This window comes from Clostridium sp. 19966 (assembly GCF_032335695.1).
Classification (GTDB): domain Bacteria; phylum Bacillota; class Clostridia; order Clostridiales; family Clostridiaceae; genus JACTOJ01.
The window spans coordinates 235,210-253,264 of the sequence record NZ_JACTOJ010000005.1 but is presented as its reverse complement, the minus strand read 5'-3'; the positions used below and the strand labels follow the sequence as shown (position 1 = coordinate 253,264).

Sequence of the window (18,055 nt, the reverse complement as noted above, 5' to 3'; positions counted from 1 at the left end):
GGTAAGAGCTTTAGGTTAGAACATAGGGAATCCTTGTTCAAACAAAAACAACTGGAAAAAATTCAGTAAAATTATTTGCCGAAATTTCTCCCAAAGTACTTGCCAGTTACATGGAGACAATATATATAGATTTTAATTCTCCTTCAATAGTAGGGTGGTGCCCATTTAACGAAACTTGGGATAAGGGATGTAAATGGGATGATAATGGCAATTATATAAACGGCGTACCTCAGGATGACGAAATATTAAGACTTATTTACAATTTAACAAAGGCAATGGATAGCACAAGGACTGTTATAGATACTAGTGGAAACTTTCATGTTGTTACAGATATATTTGATATCCATGATTATGAACAAAATGTAGAAAACTTTAAATCTAAATTTGAATCTATGAAAAACTCTGGTGAGGTTTATGTAACTTATCCATCAAGACAAAATTATGGAGGCGAACCGTATTTTGTTAGCGAATACGGAGGCATATGGTGGAATGATGGAAATAATATAGGTTGGGGATACGGTACAAGGCCTAAAAGTAAGGATGAATTTATAAATCGATACATTGGACTTACTGAGACATTGTTAAAAAATGAAAAGATTTGTGGGTTCTGCTATACTCAATTGTATGATGTAGAACAAGAATTAAATGGATTCTATATTTACAAAAGAGAGGCTAAATTTGATAATCAAATATTTAGAAGTGTAAATACACAAATTGCTGCAATAGAAAAATATAAATAACATGCTTATCAAAGGAATTTTGTTTTTACAGCAGAATTCCTTTATCTTTTACGTGGCTTCCAGTAAAATTAAAGTGTCTAAAATAAACTATGATTTTTTAATATAAATTTAATCTTAAAGACTGATAATATACAGGATAGTTTTATATTGAGCTTAGATTAAAGAGGTGATATTGTGAGAAAATATAAAATATTGTTAGTTGAAGATGAAAAACAGATGGCTACATTTATCGAAATGGAGCTTACACATGAGGGATATAAAGTAGAAATTGCATATGAAGGAAGAGAAGCAGTGAAAATGATAGAGAATGTAGAGTATGATTTGATTCTATTGGATGTAATGATTCCTGGTTTAAATGGAATCGAAGTTTGCAGGAGAGTAAGACAATTCTCAGATATCCCTATAATTATGTTAACAGCTAAAAGTGATATATCAGATAAAGTTTTAGGACTTGATGTAGGAGCTAATGATTATTTAACTAAGCCATTCGCTATAGAAGAATTATTAGCAAGAATACGTGTATATGAAAGAAGTAAGGATGTGAAAAATAAATATACATATATTAGGGTTAAGGATATTGAAATGGATGATAGAACTCATCAGGTGTGGAGGGGTGGTAAGGAAATCGAACTTACCAAAAAAGAGTATGATCTTTTAAAAATGATGTTGATCAATAAAAATATTGTTATTACTAGAGAACAGTTTATTGAAAGTATATGGGGATATGACTATATAGGTGATACTAATGTTGTAGACGTGTTTATAAGGTATCTCAGAAGTAAAATAGATGATGAATTTGAAGATAAACTTATTACAACCGTCAGAGGAGTTGGTTATGTTATTAAAGGGGATTAGTAAGAATTTAAAATTTTTTAAAAGTGCTAAGATTTCCATAAAATTAACTGTAGTTTATGCTTTTATGTTTTCATTCGTTTTACTTATTTTAAATGCTTCAATACTTTATGGGATAAAGTATTATTTATATAATCAGGCTAAAAAGCAAGTAGATGATGTTAAAACCATAATGTTAAATAAAGTTGCAGATCAAACTGATTATCAAGATTTATCAAATAAAGAATTGTTTGCGGATATTCCTATTAAAGAAAATGTATCAGTAAGAATATTGGAAACAAATGGTAATGTGCTAATAAGTTCTGCAGGCTTTAATTATAATATTAATTTGCATGAGCCTATTGATAAGTTTAAACATTACGAAAAGGAAGAGAGTCATTTAGTATTAAAAACCGTTGAAATTGGAAATAAAAGCTATGGGACAATATACATTCAGATAGTAAAAAATTTAGAAAATGAATATAATTTTCTAAAGATTTTATTTATTTTAATGGCTATAGCTGACTGCGTAGGGATCGTTGCTTCTATTATATTAGGTTATTTGGTAAGCAGAAGAATGCTAAGACCAATTGCTTATATAAGTAGAACCGCCGAGAGAATAAGTTTTAATAATTTAAAAGAAAGAATTGATGTAAGGGGTCCTGATGATGAGTTGAAGAGGCTTGGAAATATTTTCAACAATATGATAGATAGATTGCAAGAAGCCTTTAACAGACAAAATCAGTTTGTTTCCGATGCTTCTCATGAACTTAGAACTCCTATAGCAATAATTCAGGGTTACGCAAATCTTCTTGATAGATGGGGAAAAAATGATAAAACAGCATTGGAAAAATCAATTTACGGAATTAAATTAGAAGCTGCCAATATGGCAAATTTAGTTGAAAGATTGTTAATCTTAGCTAAAGGTGATAGTGGGACTTTAACTGTAGAAAAGAAAGAAATAAGGCTTAATGAACTTATAAATGAAGTGTACAATGAAAGTAAACTCATATCTAATAATCATGTGATAACAAATAGTCAGAACGCTATTACAATGATTATTGGAGATTATAAGATGTTAAAACAATTGTTAAGAATATTTATTGATAATAGTATAAAATTTTCCCCAGAGTATAGTAAAATAGATTTAAGCTCAGTTATTGATAAAAATCAAGTGAAAATAATTATTAGTGATAATGGTATAGGGATACAGGAAAATGAAATTGGAAAAATATTTGATAGGTTTTATACAGTTGATAAGTCAAGATCTAAAGAAAGCGGAGGAACAGGGCTTGGATTATCAATAGCAAAATGGATTGTAGATATACATGGTGGGAGTATTGATGTGGATAGTAAAGAAGGATTATATACAAAAATTATTGTTACACTAAATAGAGGTTAAAAGATTAATATTTATGAAAAAGAAGCAGAGCAGCAAAATTTCTCTGCTTCTTTTTTTATATGAAAGTATTTTAAGACAAATATAAGCCTATTTTAATGTAAATTTAATGTTAAATGTAGATAATGATTATGTAAATGATAGCTAAAATATATTTTGAAGGGATGAGTAAAAATGAATATGGAGTTTTTTAGACTAATTAATAATTTGGCGTACCAGAATAGAATAATTGATGAAATAATGATTTTCTTTTCAAAGTATGTTCCATATATGTTTATGTTAATTATGGTAATTGTGTTTTTAAGAGGAATTTTAAATAAGAATCTGGAATGCAGACAATCTGCGGTTAGTACATTAATATTTACGATTATAAATATGATTATAAGTTCTATAATTGGTGGAATTTATTATGTGGATAGGCCATTTGTACACAATAAGGTTAATTTATTATTTCATCATGTTCAAGATGCATCATTTCCAAGTGATCATGCAACAGGAACAATGAGTATAGCAAGAGGATTTGCAAGCTATAATAAATGGCTCAGTATAGCTTTAACTGTATTATCATTATTTGTAGGATTTTCAAGAGTATATGTAGGTCATCACTACCCTGCTGATGTTATAGGTGCGTATATAATGGTTCTTTTTACAAGCTGGATTTACAATTTAAAGTTACGAAACATAGTTATAAATTTATATAAAGCTATTGAGGACAAAATAATTATAAGACTTGGGTTAAGCAATGGTGACATAAAGACACTATAGTGAAAAATATAGCTGTTTTGTAATTAAAATTTAATGTGATTTTAATGTGGAAAGATAGAATAGAAGATACGAGAGGGGTATTCTTAATAACAGCCAGGAGGGTTATAAATGATGGAGTTTTTGCAAGTGATTGATATAAGAGCATTAGAGTATATAGATAAACATTTTAAAAATCCCATATTAGATAGAATTATGCCTGTAGTAACTTCTCTTGGAAATTTCGGCGTTATTTGGATAGCTGTTTCCTTAATGCTTTTAGAGAATAAAAGCTATAGATTTGAAGGGATTATGCTTATGAGCTCTCTTTTATTAACTACAATAATGGGTGAAGGAATAATAAAACATATTGTTAAAAGATCTCGGCCATTTACTGAAATAGTAGATGAGAAATTACTTATAGCTAGGCCCGTAACATATTCGTTTCCATCGGGGCATTCAGCTTCTTCCTTTGCCGCGGCAAGTATATTTGTTAATATGAATAACTGGATTAGCAGTATTGCAGTTATGATTGCAATTCTAATTGCATTTTCAAGGTTGTACTTGAAGGTACATTATCCATTAGATGTATTCAGCGGTATTTTATTAGGCATTTTATGTTCTAGTATAGTAATGATAGCATTTTAGTCAATAATCAAGGTAAAAGGTTGAAAAACTTTTTAAATATAAAAATGGAGGTAAAAACATGAACAAGAAAAAAATTACTATGTTTACTAGTTTAGTATTAGGAGGTTGTTTATTATTTGGTACTGTCCTTGTAAATGCATCTCAGCTATCAGGTTATGAAAAGTACAAACAAGCGGTTCTTGATACTAAAAACTTGAAAAATGAAACAGCTGCATTGAAAGTATCTATAACTGATAATGGAACTAGTCTTGCAGATTTAACCGAAAATTTCAAGCAGAACCAAGCTGCAAATGCTATGAGTAGCAGTACAGCAATAAAATATGGTGGAAATACTCAGAGCATAAATAATTATCTACAAGATGGAAAGCGAATAGAAAAGACAAGCGATAGCAGCGAATATCTGGTGTCAGGTGCTAAGAACAAAAAGTATGAGAAAAAGGATAAAACAGAGAATCCTCAAGTGATGCAAGGAATAGGTGTAATAATTGACACTCTTGTAGGAAGCATGAAGGATGGAGTAACCGCTATTGATAATGGAAATGGAACAAAAAATGTAAACATACAATTAAATGACACTCAAATTACACCTTTAGTAAATGCGGTGGTTTCAATTGCTATGGCAAAAGATAATGAATTTAACAATAAGAATCAAAAAGCAGATATAGAAAATTTAAAAAACATACTTCCACAGCTTCAAAGTGATGTAAAGGTAGAAAGTGTTATTTCTTCAGCTAATATTAATAGTAATGACGTAATTGCAAGTCAGAGTGCCAAGGTTATACTTTCTGGAAAAGATGCCTCTGGTAAAGTTCATACTATTATAATTAATGCTGATTTGCAACTATCTAACATAAACAGCACAACTCCTGATAAAGTAGATTTAACAGGTAAACAAGTTAAAACAATAGAAAATGGTTTTAAAGGTCACAGAGATTAATTTCAAGTAAATATGAGAGATTGGGTGAAATTATGATACTCAGTCTCTCACATTATTTCTGGTTAAAGGAGAGAAAAATGGAGAAGGTTTTAGAGGTAAATGGTTTAACCAAGCTCTATGATAATGGTAGAGGAGTAAAAAATATTACTTTTGAAGTGGTAAAGGGAGAAATATTCGGGTTTCTTGGTCCTAATGGAGCTGGAAAGACAACTGTAATGAAATCAATTACTGGACTAAACACTTTTGAAAGTGGAGAGATTAAAATAATGGGAGTAGACATAAAAAACCAGTTTGAAGATGCATTAAAAGGAGTTGGAGCGATAATTGAAACGGCGGATGCCTACGAATATATGTCAGCCTACAACAATTTAAAAATAGCTTCTAGGTTCTATACTAATATAGAGGAAGCTGATATAGATAATGCTTTAAAAATTGTGGGACTCGAAGAATATAAAAATGACAAGGTCTCCAAGTTCTCATTAGGAATGAAACAAAGGTTATCTTTGGCTATGGCACTTTTATCAAAACCAAGTTTAGTAATATTAGATGAACCTACAAACGGGCTTGATATAGAAGGAACGGTTCAAATGAGAAATATGATAATAGAACTAGCAAAAGAAGAAAATATGACATTTTTTATTTCAAGTCATTTAGTTCATGAAATAGAGCTTATGTGCGATAAAGTTGCTATAATTCATAATGGAGAATTAATTAACAATGGAGTAGCTATAAAAGTTATAAAAGAAAAATATATTAACTTAGAGGATTTTTATATGCATGAAGTTAAAAAAGGAGGTAAAAATGAATAACTTGGTCGCTAATACTATTAATGAAATTCAAAAACTTTTTTTCAAAAAGAAAACTATAGCATTTTTAATTGCTATGGTTTTGATAAGTTTCTTATCTGCTTTTTTTATCTCTTCAATACAGTCAAAATTAGTGTTCATATCATTGGCTGCTGAAAGTTTTCCTTTGATTATTTTAAGTAGTATTACTAATGTATTTCTCCCTTTGTTTATCTTCATGTCTGCAGCAGAGACTTTTTCAGGTGAAGTCTCTGAGCGAACAATAAAATTAGTACTTACTAGACCTATTAACAGATTAAAGGTGTTTATTTCTAAAAATGCTGCAATTGCTATATATTCAGCTTTAAATTTATTTGTGATCATGCTTACCACATTGTTAGCAGCATTCATATTTAAGTTCAGTGTAGGCAATTTGTTAAATATTTTTCTGAGTTATGCATTAGATATAGTACCTGCATTAGTTGTAATAACATTCGCTTCCTTCATGGTTCAATTTTTTAAGAGCAGTAGCGGAGCATTAATTAGTTGTATCCTATTCTTTATGCTGCTTAGAATACTTGCCATATTTATTAAGGGAGTTAATAGCGCAATTTTTACATCTTATTTAAACTGGTATACTCAATGGTCATCAGGTGGAGTAAAGGTTTTAGCCCATATAAATTTATTATTTATGCTTATAGCATACGGAATAATATTTTTTACTCTAGGATTTTATTTGTTTGATAAAAAAGAATTTTAATAAAGAGGGTGATACGATTGGTAGAATTTATAGTAAATTGGGCTATTTTAGTATTGTCAAAGTTAGGATATCTTGGGGTATTTACTCTTATGTGGCTAGAAAGTGCATGCATACCCATTCCAAGTGAAGCCATATTGCCCTTTGGCGGATATCTAGCTTCATCTGCTTATAATGGCGAAAAGCTAAATCTTGCTTTAGTTATATTTGTTGGGACATTAGGCGGAACCTTTGGATCCATTATAATGTATTGTATAGGGGCTAAAGGAGGACGAATATTAGTTGACAAATATGCAGAAAAATTAAGATTATCAAAAGCTCATATTGAAATGAGCTATAGATATTTCAATAAATATGGTGATAAGATAGCATTTTTTTCAAGATTACTTCCGATTATAAGAACATTTATTTCATTACCAGCTAGAATAAGTAAAATGAGCTTTAAAAAGTTTGTGCTTTATACCTTTTTAGGTTCATTAATTTGGAGCATATTGCTTGGTTATGCAGGTTTCATGATGGGAGAAAACTGGAGTAAAATTCGTTCTGTGCTTCATATTGCAGATTATGCTATTATAGTAATAATTCTTGTAGTAATAGCTTATGTGCTTATTAAAAAAAGAAAAAATAGTATTGATAGGGTCAATAGTTAAATTGATAAATTTTTTAATTAGTTAAAATAGTAACTAATATAGGGTAAATTACATAAAATAGGTTTGAATAGGTTTTAATTATCGGGGGTAAATTTTCAAGTATGGTAAGTAAAGATGATTTCGTAAAGGAATTTGTTCCAAATCATAATCATGGTTCAATTGATTACACTTCAATTGCAATGGGGCATGTACACCAATGCTTAGACGTAACATTTCCACCTGAGCCAACGGAAAATGGTTCACATGTGCATTTAACTGAAGGATTTGTTTTATTTGAAAATGGACATAATCATTATTATAGAGCATATTCTGGACCGGCAATTCAGGTGGGAAATGGTATGCATGTACATTATTATGATTTTTATACCACTGAAGATTATGGCCATAGGCATCATATTGCTGGAGTAGATCAACCAGCGCCTGGTGCAGTTTAATATGGACATGATAGTATTTATAAAATGATTTGATAATTATTAGCCTTATCTTGTTGATATATAATAAGTTATAAATATTATGCTTTAATAGATAAAAAGCCCTCTAGATAACAAATTCTTAATTGTCAGTTAGAGGGTTTTCTATAATTTAAAATTAATTAAACTAATTCCGTTTTTCCTTCTAGTTTTTTGTACATTCTATCCTGCTGCTTTGTTGTGAACTGAAAGTATATTTCTGTATTTGAAACGGATTTATGCCCCAACCACCATTGAAGTTCTTTGATATCCATATCACATTCAGCTAGGTGAACAGCAGTGGTATGCTTTAATGCATGAAAATGATGCTTGGACTTGTCTTCGATTCCAGCGATAGAACAATATTTCTTCATAAGATAATCTAGTGTTTGTCTAGAAATTGGATTGTTCTTTTGACTTGTAAAAAGCGTGCTAGAATCTGAAGAGATATTATTATTGGCAATATGTAAATCTAACGCATTTTTCGTATTTCTATCTAGCCTCAAGGTGTTGTTTTTGCTCCCCTTAAGCCTCTTACAATATATTTCACCCTTTTCCATATTGTAATCCTCACGTATAAGTAACGCTATTTCTGAAGCTCTAAGACCGCATCTGTATGTCAACCTAAATATTGCCAGATCTCTTTGTGAATGCACGGAATTGGAATTTTTTATAGCATCAAATAAGGAAGAAGCTTCCTTTTGAGTCAAATATTTTATTTTAGTTTCAACATTTCTTTTCATATGTAAATCCCCTTAAAAATAATTATACATTATAAATATTTTGTACAATTCAATTATAATACAAATTGAAAAATATGCAAATATTACACAATAAATTTCAAAAATATGTAAAATAATATACAAAAAAATCATATTAAACAAAAAAGTGTAATATCTATTTTTATATTTTTTGTTTTTATACGCTTATATTAAATTTAAACCATACAAAATATTTATTCTGTTTCATAAATCATATAATGAGTTAATACAAAAGTCAAAGTGGAAAATTTTCTGATATTTTTTATAAAGATATCTGAGCAGTTAATTAATAGAGATTAGTCTATAACTAGAAGATTTACTCTTTATTTAATTAAATATGTACTTTGATGGATATATAAGGATATTCATCAAATATGCACAAAAGATTTTATTTAATTTCAAGAATGGAGGAATTAATCATTGAACCCATTATTATTAAAAAGAAACAATTACGTGGATGAAAAAAATATAATTGATCTATATATGAGAATAATTAATGATGCTAATGAAATAGTTCTTATATTATCGCATAATGGGAAAATAATTTTCGGAAATCGCTTTGCAGAAAAAACTTATGGATACACTATTGAAGAATTAAAATCTATGACTATTTTCCAGTTAAGAAAACGGGATATTTCCGAGTGTTTTGATAGGAAATATAAGGTAATTACTTCAAATACTGTTGAATTTGAAAGTGTCCACAAGAGAAAAAATAACTCCTTTTTTTATGTAAAAATTAAAATGATAAATATAAAAGCAGATAAAACGGATATATATGCATGCATTATAACTGATATCACTGAAACAAAGCTAAAAGAAGATAAATTAAGTAACCAAAAAAATAAATCAATGAAGTGTGTAGAAAAAATAATAGACCCTATTAGCTCAATAATAGATATATGCGACATATTAGATACAACACAAATTGGTGAGCAGTATCTGGAGCATGTTAATAATATTAAACAACAAGTGACCACAATGATAAATAGCCTTGATATTAAGCCATATGAAACAATATATGATGAAGAGGATATTTTTCTAAATAACTTCAGATTTAATATAAGAGAAACTTTAAAAATCATAATAGAAAAATATACGCGAATGTGCAGTAGCAATAATTTATCTTTTTATTATCATATTGACCCATCTATACCCGATGAACTTATTGGAGATGAGTTGAAACTTAGGACAATATTAGATAATCTTTTGGATAACGCAGTAAAATATACCGATGCTGGGGCTGTGATATTAAAAGTTTATTCAGGTTCACGGTTAGGAGCAAAAATTAATTTGAGATTTGTGGTAGAGGATACTGGCAAGGGAATCAGTGAGGAAGTAAAGAAAAGCATATTTGGAAGAATTGATGAAAACAATAAGTTATATAGAGAAAAAAGTTTATTTTTATCAATGAAGATGATAAAAACAATGAATGGACAAATGTGGTGTATAAGTAAGCAAGGGATGGGAAGTAAGTTTAATTTAATGCTTGAATTCACATCAGAATATCCTAATTTTGGTGATGATATTAATGCCGCAAATAAAAAGGAAAAAACTGTTTTGGTAGTGCAGAACAATGCAATAAGCATGAAAGCAACTGAAGTTATGCTGGAGAATTTGGGATACAATTGTATTAAGGTCTATAATGGCAGAAAAATTTTGGATAAAATTTGTGAACAAGTCCCTGACTTGATATTAATGGATATTGAGATGTCTGCGCTAAATAGCTATGAAATAACTAGATTAATAAGATTAAATAAAAGTAAGGATATAAATACCATTCCTATAATTGCCATGGTAGTAAAATTTTTTACTGATGACAATGAAACTTGGAAAAAATCTGGAATAAATGATTACTTGCTAAAGCCATTAGAAATAAATAAATTAGAAGCAATGCTAAAAACATACATAAACTAATAATTGTTAGTGTATAGCTGTTGCACGCCTATATTATAAGTTAGACACGCAACAGCTATTGTTTTATATTTGAATAATAATTTAATAATATTTTTTGCCAATTAATAAAAATTATTAAATATTCAAATATACACCATATTTTAACAAAATTCGATAAAAAATTTAATGTTTTACAATAAAACCTTTAATTAAATATTGAAATGTGATATACTAATGAAGTTTAATATATAATTTAATTAAATAATAAAAAATGCTTAAACATTATGCATCATAACTATATGTGATGATAAATAAAAGTGCGCGCTATTATTTTGAATAAAATATCAAAATACAAAAGTTTATTTTATTTTCATTTGGAAATATATGAATAATATGTTATATATAACAATTGAGGAGGGAGCTGATAAAATTTGAGTTCAAATCAATTAATAGTTTTTAATCTAGGTCTTGAGGAGTATGCAGTTAATATTTCATATGCTCATGAAATTATGAGAATTCCTAGAATAACTCCTATACCTGGTGTACCAGGTTTTGTTCAAGGAGTCATCAATTTAAGAGAAAAAATAATACCAATATTTGATCTTAAACAAAGATTTAATATGGACAAGGGAAAACTTGGAGCCGACAGCAGACTTTTAATTTTAGACTTAGATGGAATAAAAGCAGGTATCATAGTAGATGATGTATCAGAAGTGATTAGAGTTGACAGTAGTAGTATTGAGCATCTGCCTAATGAGATATCATCAATAAGTGGTAACAGCATTGAAGGAGTAATCATAAATAATCAAAGAATAATTATTGCTTTAAATATACTTAAATTAAAAACTGAAATCTTTAAATATAATTTGGAAAAGGAGATAAGCAAATGATTCCTATAAGTGCATTAGAATATTTAAAAATTTTTTCTGAAATGCAGATTGAAAGTATACCAGGCGGAGTATTATTTTTGTACATAGAAGGAGATATAATTAAATGGAGGATGGCTTCCACTTCTTTTGAGTTAGAAATTTTTAGTGTTGATGAAAAAATCAAAAATGACAGTATAGCGGCAAAAGCTATGAGAGAAAAAAGAGTTATAAAACAAACTATACCTAAATCGCTTTATGGAAGTAGATTTAATACTGTAGCAATACCAATTACAGAGAATGATGAAGTTAAGGGAGCGTTTTCAATACTATTTCCAAAAGTTCATCCTGTTATAAAATCTTTTCCAGACTTTGCGCCTATTATGTCCAAGATGTTTGCTGAGGGTGTAGTTATGTTTGTAACGGATTTAAATAGTATTTTGTATAAACAAGCTTCAAAAAAGTTTGATATTGCAACTTTAAATAAAGGAGATAGGCTGGAAGAAAGTTCAATTGCAAGCAAAGCTATCAGTTTTGGCAAAATAATTATGGAAGAATTAGATAGCTCGGTATATGGCGTTGATTTATTCGAAGTAAGCTATCCTTTATTTGATGAAGAAAATTCAGAAGAGGTAGTAGCTACGTTAACTATAATGACACCTAAAGAGTTAGCGGCTAATTTAAGGGATATGTCTAATAATTTGCAGAATAATCTTACAGGTATAGCGGCAGCTATTGAAGAGTTAGCAGCTTCTGCATCTCAAATACACGTTAATGAACAAGAATTGAACAAAGAAATAAAAATTATTACTAACATAACTGAAGAAATAAATGAAATTTCTGCTTTTATAAAAGATATAGCTGATGAAACTAAAATGCTTGGACTTAATGCTGCAATAGAAGCGGCTAGAGCAGGTGAAGCTGGAAAAGGTTTTGGAGTTGTGGCAGAGGAAATAAGAAAATTATCAGATCAATCAAAGAGTACAGTACCTAAAATTAACAAACTTACTCAGGATATAAAAGCTAAAGTTGAACAGGTTAGTGAGAAAAGCATGAGTTCACTTTCTTCTAGCCAAGAGCAGGCATCTGCAACAGAAGAAATAACAGCTAGCATTGAAGAAATAACAGCTGCTGCTGAAGAACTGAACAATATAGCTCAAAAGTTATAAATAATATCAATTTCCTGGGTAATATTGGAAAATGAAAAAAGAAAATATTTTGTTAACGATTTGTACAAACTTTTGTAAAGTTAATGTCACAAATAATATATATTATTCACTTGTATAGATTTTTAAGACCTCATCCCTACTTGAAGCAGTGATTGTTTTAGTCACTGCTTTTTTTTATTCCAAATTTATTATAGAATGTAAAGGCAATGATATAATTTACTTATTAGATTTATTGATATACAATTTATTATAAATAATAAATTTAAATGCTTTAACATTGAGAGGATGTGTTTTTATGCAATTTTTAATAACAGCGTATGACTATAAAGACGAAGATGCTATAAATAGAAGACTTGCAGCCAGAGAAGAACATCTGAAATTAGCATCTAAAATGGCGAGCACTGGAATAACTCTTTATGGAGGACCTATTTTGGATGATAAAGAAAAAATGATAGGCTCTGTATTTATAGTAGAATTTACTTCTAGAAATGAAATAGATGAATGGTTTAAAATAGAGCCTTATGTTTTGGGTAACGTATGGGAAAACATTGATATAAGACCTATGAAAGTTGCGACTATATTTAAAAAGGATTAGTCTATGATTTAAAATATAAAAAGTGATAAATATTGTTGAAGTAAACATTTATGTGGGCCTTATAAAAAACAATAGTTTATTGGGGGACAGCGGTATGAATATACAAATATTTGGTGTGCAAAAATGTTTTGACACTAAGAAGGCTGAGAGATATTTCAAAGAAAGAAATATTAAATATCAATTTATAGATTTGAATATAAAATCTTTTGGGAAAAGGGAGCTTGAAAGCATAATTATAAATGTCAAGCTATCGGACCTTATAAATATTAAAAGCAGCTTATATGACAAGCTTAATATTAGGTTTATAAGAAACGATGAAATTAAAAAAGAAATATTGCTTAATAATGCTAAGCTATGTAATACTCCAATAGTTAGAAATGGTAAATTTGCTACTGTAGGATATAAACCTCAAATTTGGGAAAGCTGGGAATAATTAAAGAAAGAGTTGGTGATTTTATATAATGAAGAAAGTAGCTGTAGTATTTAATGGCGGTACCATATCTATGGTAGTAGATGAGAAAATTCATGCTGCTGTGCCTGGGCTTAGTGGGGAGCAGATTATGAACATGGTTTCTGGTATAGAGAGGTTCGCCGAAGTAGAATCTTATACATTCTCCAATGTTCCAAGTCCACATATGACTATTGAGGATATGCTTAAATTGTCAAAGTATATAAAGAATATATTAGATAAACCAGACATAGCTGGAGTAGTAGTAACTCATGGTACAGATACTTTAGAAGAAACAGCTTATTTAGTAGACTTGACTATAGATAGCTATAAACCTATAATTTTTACGGGAGCAATGAGAAGCAGCTCAGAGCTTGGATATGATGGACCTTTTAATTTGGCATCTTCAATATCCGCAATTTTATCTGAAGAATCTCAAAATAGAGGGGTGCTTGTTTGTTTTAATGGAGAATTAAATAGCGCTAGCGAAGTTACAAAAATGAGTACTATGGACTTAAATGCATTTAGAACGCCTACCTTTGGCCCCATAGGTATAGTTGATAATAATAGAACTATTTATTATAGAAATAACTTAAAAAGCGAAAAGCTTATTGTGGATAGTATAAATGCAAAAGTAGACCTTATAAAATGTGTAGCTGGTGAAGATAGCGGTCTCATAAATTTTTGCTTAGATAAAGGGGACAATGGAATAATAATTGAAGCACTGGGAAGAGGAAATGTACCACCTAAAATGATACCTGGAATACAAAGAGCTATAGATAATAAAGTGCCTATAGTTATAGTGTCTAGATGCTTTGAAGGCAGAGTGTTTGAATCCTATGGATATTTAGGAGGAGGAAAATATCTTAAGGATATGGGTGTTATACTTGCAGACAATCTTCCAGGGCAAAAGGCTAGAATAAAATTGCTATTAGCTCTAAGCAAAAAACAGGATATAGACTTTGTAAGAAAACAATTTGAATATTAAAAACAGCATAATATATGATACTGTTATTACTTTATAATTTTATTGAAAATTTTACAGGCAAATCAATGAAAATCTTAGATTTATGGAACTTGAACGAGTAAAATAGAAAAAAACCTTGAAATATAGGCTATAATAAATGTATAATAGTTATTATGAATTAAGCTAGTGACAGGAGATGATATTATTGATTAGCAGTATGACTGGCTTTGGACGAGGAAACTATGATTTAGATGGAAAAAAGAGTTTTACAGTAGAAGTTAAAAGTATAAATCATAGATATTTAGACATAAATATAAAAATGCCAAGACTAATGCTTAGCTTAGAAGACAGAGTAAGAAAACTAATCTCTGCTAACATAAAAAGAGGTAAAATAGATATATTTATTACATATAATAATTATGAAAAACTAGGAGTTACGGCTAAATTCAATGATATACTTGCGGATAGCTATTTCAAATGCTTAAAAAATATAGGTGAAAGGTATAGCGTGTTAGATGATATATCTGTATCACTTATCGCAAAATTTCCAGATGTAGTTTATGTGGAAGAAGATGAGGAAAATTTAGATGAAATTTGGAATACTTTAAGTAAGCCGCTTTTAGACGCTGTAAATAGCTTGAAGAGTATGCGACAAGTTGAAGGACAAAAATTAGCGTATGATGTGGCTAAAAAATGTGATAATATAAAAAAAGAAATAATTTGTATTGAAAACCGAGCTGATACACATGTTAAGCAGTACAAGGAAAAACTTTCAGATAGACTAAAAGAAATTTTAGGAAATGGAAATGTGGATATAGATGAAAACAGAATCTCTATGGAACTTGCTATATATGCAGATAAATGCAGTATTGATGAAGAAATAACCAGGTTAAAAAGTCATATTGGTCAAATTGAAAAAACTTTGAAACTTGATGAACCTATTGGCAGAAAACTTGATTTTATCGTACAAGAGATAAATAGAGAAGCTAATACTATAGCATCAAAATCTAATGATTTGGATATTACCAATAGTGCTCTAAACATAAAAAATGAAATTGAAAAAATAAGAGAACAAATTCAAAATATTGAATAGTAGGAGGACAAGAATGGGTATAAAGTTAATCAATATAGGATTCGGCAACATAGTTTCTGCTAATAGATTAGTAGCTATTGTAAGTCCTGAATCAGCTCCAATAAAAAGAATAATTCAGGAAGCTAGAGACAGAGGTATGTTAATTGATGCTACCTATGGAAGAAGAACTAGAGCAGTTATTATAACAGATAGTGATCATGTAATATTATCTGCAGTTCAGCCAGAAACTGTTGCTCATAGATTATCATCTAGAGACGAAGACAATGTTGATGAGGTTGAGGAATAATGGAACAAAGAGGAGTATTAATAGTTTTATCGGGTCCCTCTGGTGCCGGAAAAGGAACTATATGTAAGGCGCTTCTTGAAAAAGGCGATTTTTGGTTGTCTGTTTCGGCAACTACTAGAAAGCCTAGAAATGGCGAAAAAGAAGGCATAAACTATTATTTTTCAGATAAAGAAGATTTTGAAAGAAAGATTGAAGATAATGAATTTTTAGAGTATGCAGAGGTATATGGCAATTATTATGGTACTCCTAAAAAACAAGTGCTGGAAGCCATAGAAAGTGGAAGAGATGTGATACTTGAAATAGATATTCAAGGAGCTCTAAAAGTTAAGGAAACATATCCTCAAGGAGTATTTTTATTTATACTTCCTCCTTCGATGGATGAACTTAAACAAAGGATAATAAACAGGGGAAGTGAAACTCCTGAATCATTGATGACTAGATTTAAATCTGCTTTCCAGGAAATAAATTATGTGTCTAAGTATAATTACGCAGTAGTAAATGATACTGTGGAGGAAGCAGTTAAAAAAATAGAAGCAATTTTGATTGCTGAAAAATGTAGAGTAGATAGAATCAAAGAGGAAATTTTAAATTCTAAGGAGGCATATATACATGAACAGTTCTATGATTAATCCATCAATAGTAGATTTATTAAAGGTGGTAGATAATAGATATTCTTTGGTTATTGTAACTTCTAAGAGAGCAAGACAGCTTATAGGGGGTCAGCAGCCTTTAACTAAAGTAAATTCTAATAAACCACTTACTGTAGCTATAAATGAAGTTTACTCTGGAGATATAGTTTATGAGACTTTAAAAGAAGGAATAAAATAATGGAATATAACAGCAATGTAGTAATAGGTGTATGCGGAGGCATAGCTGCTTATAAAGCCCTTGATGTAATTAGCGCTTTGAGAAAAAGAAATATTAATGTAGATGTTATAATGACAAAGCATGCTACCGAATTTGTAACTCCGCTGACCTTTCAATCTATAAGCTATAACAAAGTAGTTGTAGATATGTTTGAGGAACCAAAATATTGGGAAATACAGCATATTTCATTAGCTAAGAAAGCAGACTTATTTGTTGTATTACCTGCTACCGCTAATATAATAGGAAAAGTAGCTAATGGTATAGCGGATGACATGCTTTCAACTACTATAATGGCTACTAAGGCACCTGTTCTATTTTGTCCTGCTATGAACACAGGAATGTATGAGAACATTATAGTTCAAGAAAATATTAAAAAATTAAGAGCTTACGGTTATGAATTTATGGAGCCGGATACAGGAATGCTTGCTTGTGGAGATACAGGCAAAGGAAAGCTTCCTAAACCTGAAATTATTACGGAAGCTATTCTTTCAAGACTCTATAAAAAGAATGATTTAAGCGGTAAAAGGGTATTGGTAACAGCAGGGCCTACTTTAGTTAACATTGATCCTGTTAGGTATATTACAAATAGATCTACGGGTAAAATGGGTTATGCTATAGCAGAAGAAGCAAGAGACAGAGGCGCGGAGGTGCTGCTTATTACAGGACCAACTGATATTAAGATCCCATATGGTGTAAACTCTATAAATGTTAAAACCAACAGTGAAATGCTGAAGGCGGTAATGGACAATTTTAATGACAAGGATATAATAATTAAAAGTGCCGCAGTAGCTGATTATAAACCTAGAAATTATAGTGAATCTAAAATAAAGAAAGTAAATGAGATTCTAGAATTAGAGTTGATTCAAGATGTAGATATTTTAAAGGAACTTGGTAAGATTAAAAAATCAAACCAGGTATTGGTAGGCTTTGCCGCAGAAAGTAATGATTTGATTGAGAATGCTAAAAGAAAATTAGAGAGTAAAAATCTTGACTTTATAGTAGCAAATGACATAAAATCTGCCGATACTGGCTTTGCGTCCGATTATAATAGGGTTACTATTATAGATAGGGATGGGAATGCTGCTCATTTAGACAAAATGAGTAAAAGACAGGTTGCCTGCGAAATATTTAATAAAATTTTAAAAGGGCGATAATGCTCTTTTTTAATTTTTA

Annotated in this window: 22 protein-coding genes; 21 read left to right on the top strand and 1 reads right to left on the bottom strand. The window is 29.8% G+C overall.

Annotated features, from left to right (window positions below; all coding sequences use genetic code 11):
- Positions 1–110: 110 nt before the first annotated feature.
- The 10 genes from IAI10_RS07520 to IAI10_RS07475 all read left to right on the top strand — a co-directional run bounded on the left by IAI10_RS07520 (position 111) and on the right by IAI10_RS07475 (position 7,922).
- The gene (locus IAI10_RS07520) at positions 111–740 is read left to right on the top strand and encodes a hypothetical protein (protein WP_315672677.1); all 630 of its coding nucleotides are present in this window, start codon (positions 111–113) and stop codon (positions 738–740) included.
- Between the two features lie 174 nt (positions 741–914).
- Complete coding sequence (locus tag IAI10_RS07515) at positions 915–1,595, top strand: response regulator transcription factor (protein ID WP_315672676.1); 681 nt, start codon at positions 915–917, stop codon at positions 1,593–1,595.
- Positions 1,576–2,973, top strand: coding sequence for an ATP-binding protein (locus tag IAI10_RS07510; RefSeq protein ID WP_315672675.1), 1,398 nt, complete (start codon positions 1,576–1,578; stop codon positions 2,971–2,973). Before IAI10_RS07515 ends, IAI10_RS07510 begins: the two co-directional genes overlap by 20 nt.
- 171 nt (positions 2,974–3,144) lie before the next feature.
- Positions 3,145–3,735 carry a phosphatase PAP2 family protein gene (locus IAI10_RS07505; RefSeq protein WP_315672674.1) on the top strand — a complete coding sequence of 197 codons (591 nt, stop codon included), beginning with the start codon at positions 3,145–3,147 and terminating at the stop codon, positions 3,733–3,735.
- Between the two features lie 108 nt (positions 3,736–3,843).
- The gene (locus IAI10_RS07500; RefSeq protein ID WP_315672673.1) at positions 3,844–4,359 is read left to right on the top strand and encodes a phosphatase PAP2 family protein; all 516 of its coding nucleotides are present in this window, start codon (positions 3,844–3,846) and stop codon (positions 4,357–4,359) included.
- 58 nt (positions 4,360–4,417) lie between these two features.
- Complete coding sequence (locus tag IAI10_RS07495) at positions 4,418–5,296, top strand: hypothetical protein (protein WP_315672672.1); 879 nt, start codon at positions 4,418–4,420, stop codon at positions 5,294–5,296.
- Positions 5,297–5,373: 77 nt separating this feature from the next.
- Positions 5,374–6,105, top strand: a complete 732-nt coding sequence (locus IAI10_RS07490) for an ABC transporter ATP-binding protein (protein WP_315672671.1) — start codon at positions 5,374–5,376, stop codon at positions 6,103–6,105.
- On the top strand, positions 6,098–6,841 hold the full coding sequence (locus IAI10_RS07485) for an ABC transporter permease (RefSeq protein ID WP_315672670.1): 744 nt from the start codon (positions 6,098–6,100) through the stop codon (positions 6,839–6,841). The genes IAI10_RS07490 and IAI10_RS07485 overlap by 8 nt, the downstream gene beginning before the upstream one ends.
- A gap of 17 nt (positions 6,842–6,858) precedes the next feature.
- A complete protein-coding gene (locus IAI10_RS07480) occupies positions 6,859–7,488 on the top strand; it encodes a DedA family protein (RefSeq protein ID WP_315672669.1) in 630 nt (209 codons plus the stop codon).
- Positions 7,489–7,589: 101 nt separating this feature from the next.
- Positions 7,590–7,922: a YmaF family protein gene (locus tag IAI10_RS07475; RefSeq protein ID WP_315672668.1), complete on the top strand. Its 333-nt coding sequence runs from the start codon at positions 7,590–7,592 to the stop codon at positions 7,920–7,922.
- A 158-nt stretch (positions 7,923–8,080) separates the two neighbouring features.
- On the opposite strand, the gene IAI10_RS07470 is transcribed toward IAI10_RS07475, so the two are convergent.
- Positions 8,081–8,680 carry a tyrosine-type recombinase/integrase gene (locus IAI10_RS07470; protein WP_315672667.1) on the bottom strand — a complete coding sequence of 200 codons (600 nt, stop codon included), beginning with the start codon at positions 8,678–8,680 and terminating at the stop codon, positions 8,081–8,083.
- 438 nt (positions 8,681–9,118) lie between these two features.
- Between IAI10_RS07470 and IAI10_RS07465 the strand changes: the two genes are divergently transcribed.
- The 11 genes from IAI10_RS07465 to coaBC all read left to right on the top strand — a co-directional run bounded on the left by IAI10_RS07465 (position 9,119) and on the right by coaBC (position 18,036).
- Positions 9,119–10,612, top strand: a complete 1,494-nt coding sequence (locus IAI10_RS07465; protein ID WP_315672666.1) for a response regulator — start codon at positions 9,119–9,121, stop codon at positions 10,610–10,612.
- 410 nt (positions 10,613–11,022) lie between these two features.
- Positions 11,023–11,481 carry a chemotaxis protein CheW gene (locus tag IAI10_RS07460; protein WP_315672665.1) on the top strand — a complete coding sequence of 153 codons (459 nt, stop codon included), beginning with the start codon at positions 11,023–11,025 and terminating at the stop codon, positions 11,479–11,481.
- A complete protein-coding gene (locus IAI10_RS07455) occupies positions 11,478–12,626 on the top strand; it encodes a methyl-accepting chemotaxis protein (protein WP_315672664.1) in 1,149 nt (382 codons plus the stop codon). Before IAI10_RS07460 ends, IAI10_RS07455 begins: the two co-directional genes overlap by 4 nt.
- Before the next feature lie 295 nt (positions 12,627–12,921).
- Complete coding sequence (locus tag IAI10_RS07450) at positions 12,922–13,221, top strand: YciI family protein (protein WP_315672663.1); 300 nt, start codon at positions 12,922–12,924, stop codon at positions 13,219–13,221.
- 94 nt (positions 13,222–13,315) lie between these two features.
- On the top strand, positions 13,316–13,654 hold the full coding sequence (locus tag IAI10_RS07445; protein WP_315672662.1) for an ArsC/Spx/MgsR family protein: 339 nt from the start codon (positions 13,316–13,318) through the stop codon (positions 13,652–13,654).
- Positions 13,655–13,682: 28 nt separating this feature from the next.
- Positions 13,683–14,657, top strand: a complete 975-nt coding sequence (locus IAI10_RS07440; protein WP_315672661.1) for an asparaginase — start codon at positions 13,683–13,685, stop codon at positions 14,655–14,657.
- A gap of 184 nt (positions 14,658–14,841) precedes the next feature.
- Positions 14,842–15,729, top strand: coding sequence for a YicC/YloC family endoribonuclease (locus tag IAI10_RS07435; RefSeq protein WP_315672660.1), 888 nt, complete (start codon positions 14,842–14,844; stop codon positions 15,727–15,729).
- 13 nt (positions 15,730–15,742) lie between these two features.
- Positions 15,743–16,015, top strand: coding sequence for an extracellular matrix/biofilm regulator RemA (gene remA, locus IAI10_RS07430; RefSeq protein WP_315672659.1), 273 nt, complete (start codon positions 15,743–15,745; stop codon positions 16,013–16,015).
- Positions 16,015–16,644: a guanylate kinase gene (gmk, locus tag IAI10_RS07425; protein ID WP_315672658.1), complete on the top strand. Its 630-nt coding sequence runs from the start codon at positions 16,015–16,017 to the stop codon at positions 16,642–16,644. Before remA ends, gmk begins: the two co-directional genes overlap by 1 nt.
- Entirely contained in the window at positions 16,625–16,843 is a 219-nt protein-coding gene (rpoZ, locus tag IAI10_RS07420; RefSeq protein ID WP_315672657.1) for a DNA-directed RNA polymerase subunit omega, read from the top strand. The genes gmk and rpoZ overlap by 20 nt, the downstream gene beginning before the upstream one ends.
- Positions 16,843–18,036, top strand: coding sequence for a bifunctional phosphopantothenoylcysteine decarboxylase/phosphopantothenate--cysteine ligase CoaBC (coaBC, locus tag IAI10_RS07415; protein WP_315672656.1), 1,194 nt, complete (start codon positions 16,843–16,845; stop codon positions 18,034–18,036). The genes rpoZ and coaBC overlap by 1 nt, the downstream gene beginning before the upstream one ends.
- Positions 18,037–18,055 lie beyond the last annotated feature (19 nt).

Bases quoted from the DNA above. Each gene is read 5' to 3' on its own strand.
- IAI10_RS07520 (WP_315672677.1), top strand. From the start codon at position 111: ATGGAGACAATATATATAGATTTTAATTCTCCTTCAATAGTAGGGTGG.
- IAI10_RS07510 (WP_315672675.1), top strand. From the start codon at position 1,576: ATGTTATTAAAGGGGATTAGTAAGAATTTAAAATTTTTTAAAAGTGCT.
- IAI10_RS07505 (WP_315672674.1), top strand. From the start codon at position 3,145: ATGAATATGGAGTTTTTTAGACTAATTAATAATTTGGCGTACCAGAAT.
- IAI10_RS07500 (WP_315672673.1), top strand. From the start codon at position 3,844: ATGATGGAGTTTTTGCAAGTGATTGATATAAGAGCATTAGAGTATATA.
- IAI10_RS07495 (WP_315672672.1), top strand. From the start codon at position 4,418: ATGAACAAGAAAAAAATTACTATGTTTACTAGTTTAGTATTAGGAGGT.
- IAI10_RS07490 (WP_315672671.1), top strand. From the start codon at position 5,374: ATGGAGAAGGTTTTAGAGGTAAATGGTTTAACCAAGCTCTATGATAAT.
- IAI10_RS07485 (WP_315672670.1), top strand. From the start codon at position 6,098: ATGAATAACTTGGTCGCTAATACTATTAATGAAATTCAAAAACTTTTT.
- IAI10_RS07475 (WP_315672668.1), top strand. From the start codon at position 7,590: ATGGTAAGTAAAGATGATTTCGTAAAGGAATTTGTTCCAAATCATAAT.
- IAI10_RS07470 (WP_315672667.1), bottom strand. From the start codon at position 8,680: ATGAAAAGAAATGTTGAAACTAAAATAAAATATTTGACTCAAAAGGAA.
- IAI10_RS07455 (WP_315672664.1), top strand. From the start codon at position 11,478: ATGATTCCTATAAGTGCATTAGAATATTTAAAAATTTTTTCTGAAATG.
- IAI10_RS07450 (WP_315672663.1), top strand. From the start codon at position 12,922: ATGCAATTTTTAATAACAGCGTATGACTATAAAGACGAAGATGCTATA.
- IAI10_RS07445 (WP_315672662.1), top strand. From the start codon at position 13,316: ATGAATATACAAATATTTGGTGTGCAAAAATGTTTTGACACTAAGAAG.
- IAI10_RS07440 (WP_315672661.1), top strand. From the start codon at position 13,683: ATGAAGAAAGTAGCTGTAGTATTTAATGGCGGTACCATATCTATGGTA.
- remA (WP_315672659.1), top strand. From the start codon at position 15,743: ATGGGTATAAAGTTAATCAATATAGGATTCGGCAACATAGTTTCTGCT.
- gmk (WP_315672658.1), top strand. From the start codon at position 16,015: ATGGAACAAAGAGGAGTATTAATAGTTTTATCGGGTCCCTCTGGTGCC.
- rpoZ (WP_315672657.1), top strand. From the start codon at position 16,625: ATGAACAGTTCTATGATTAATCCATCAATAGTAGATTTATTAAAGGTG.
- coaBC (WP_315672656.1), top strand. From the start codon at position 16,843: ATGGAATATAACAGCAATGTAGTAATAGGTGTATGCGGAGGCATAGCT.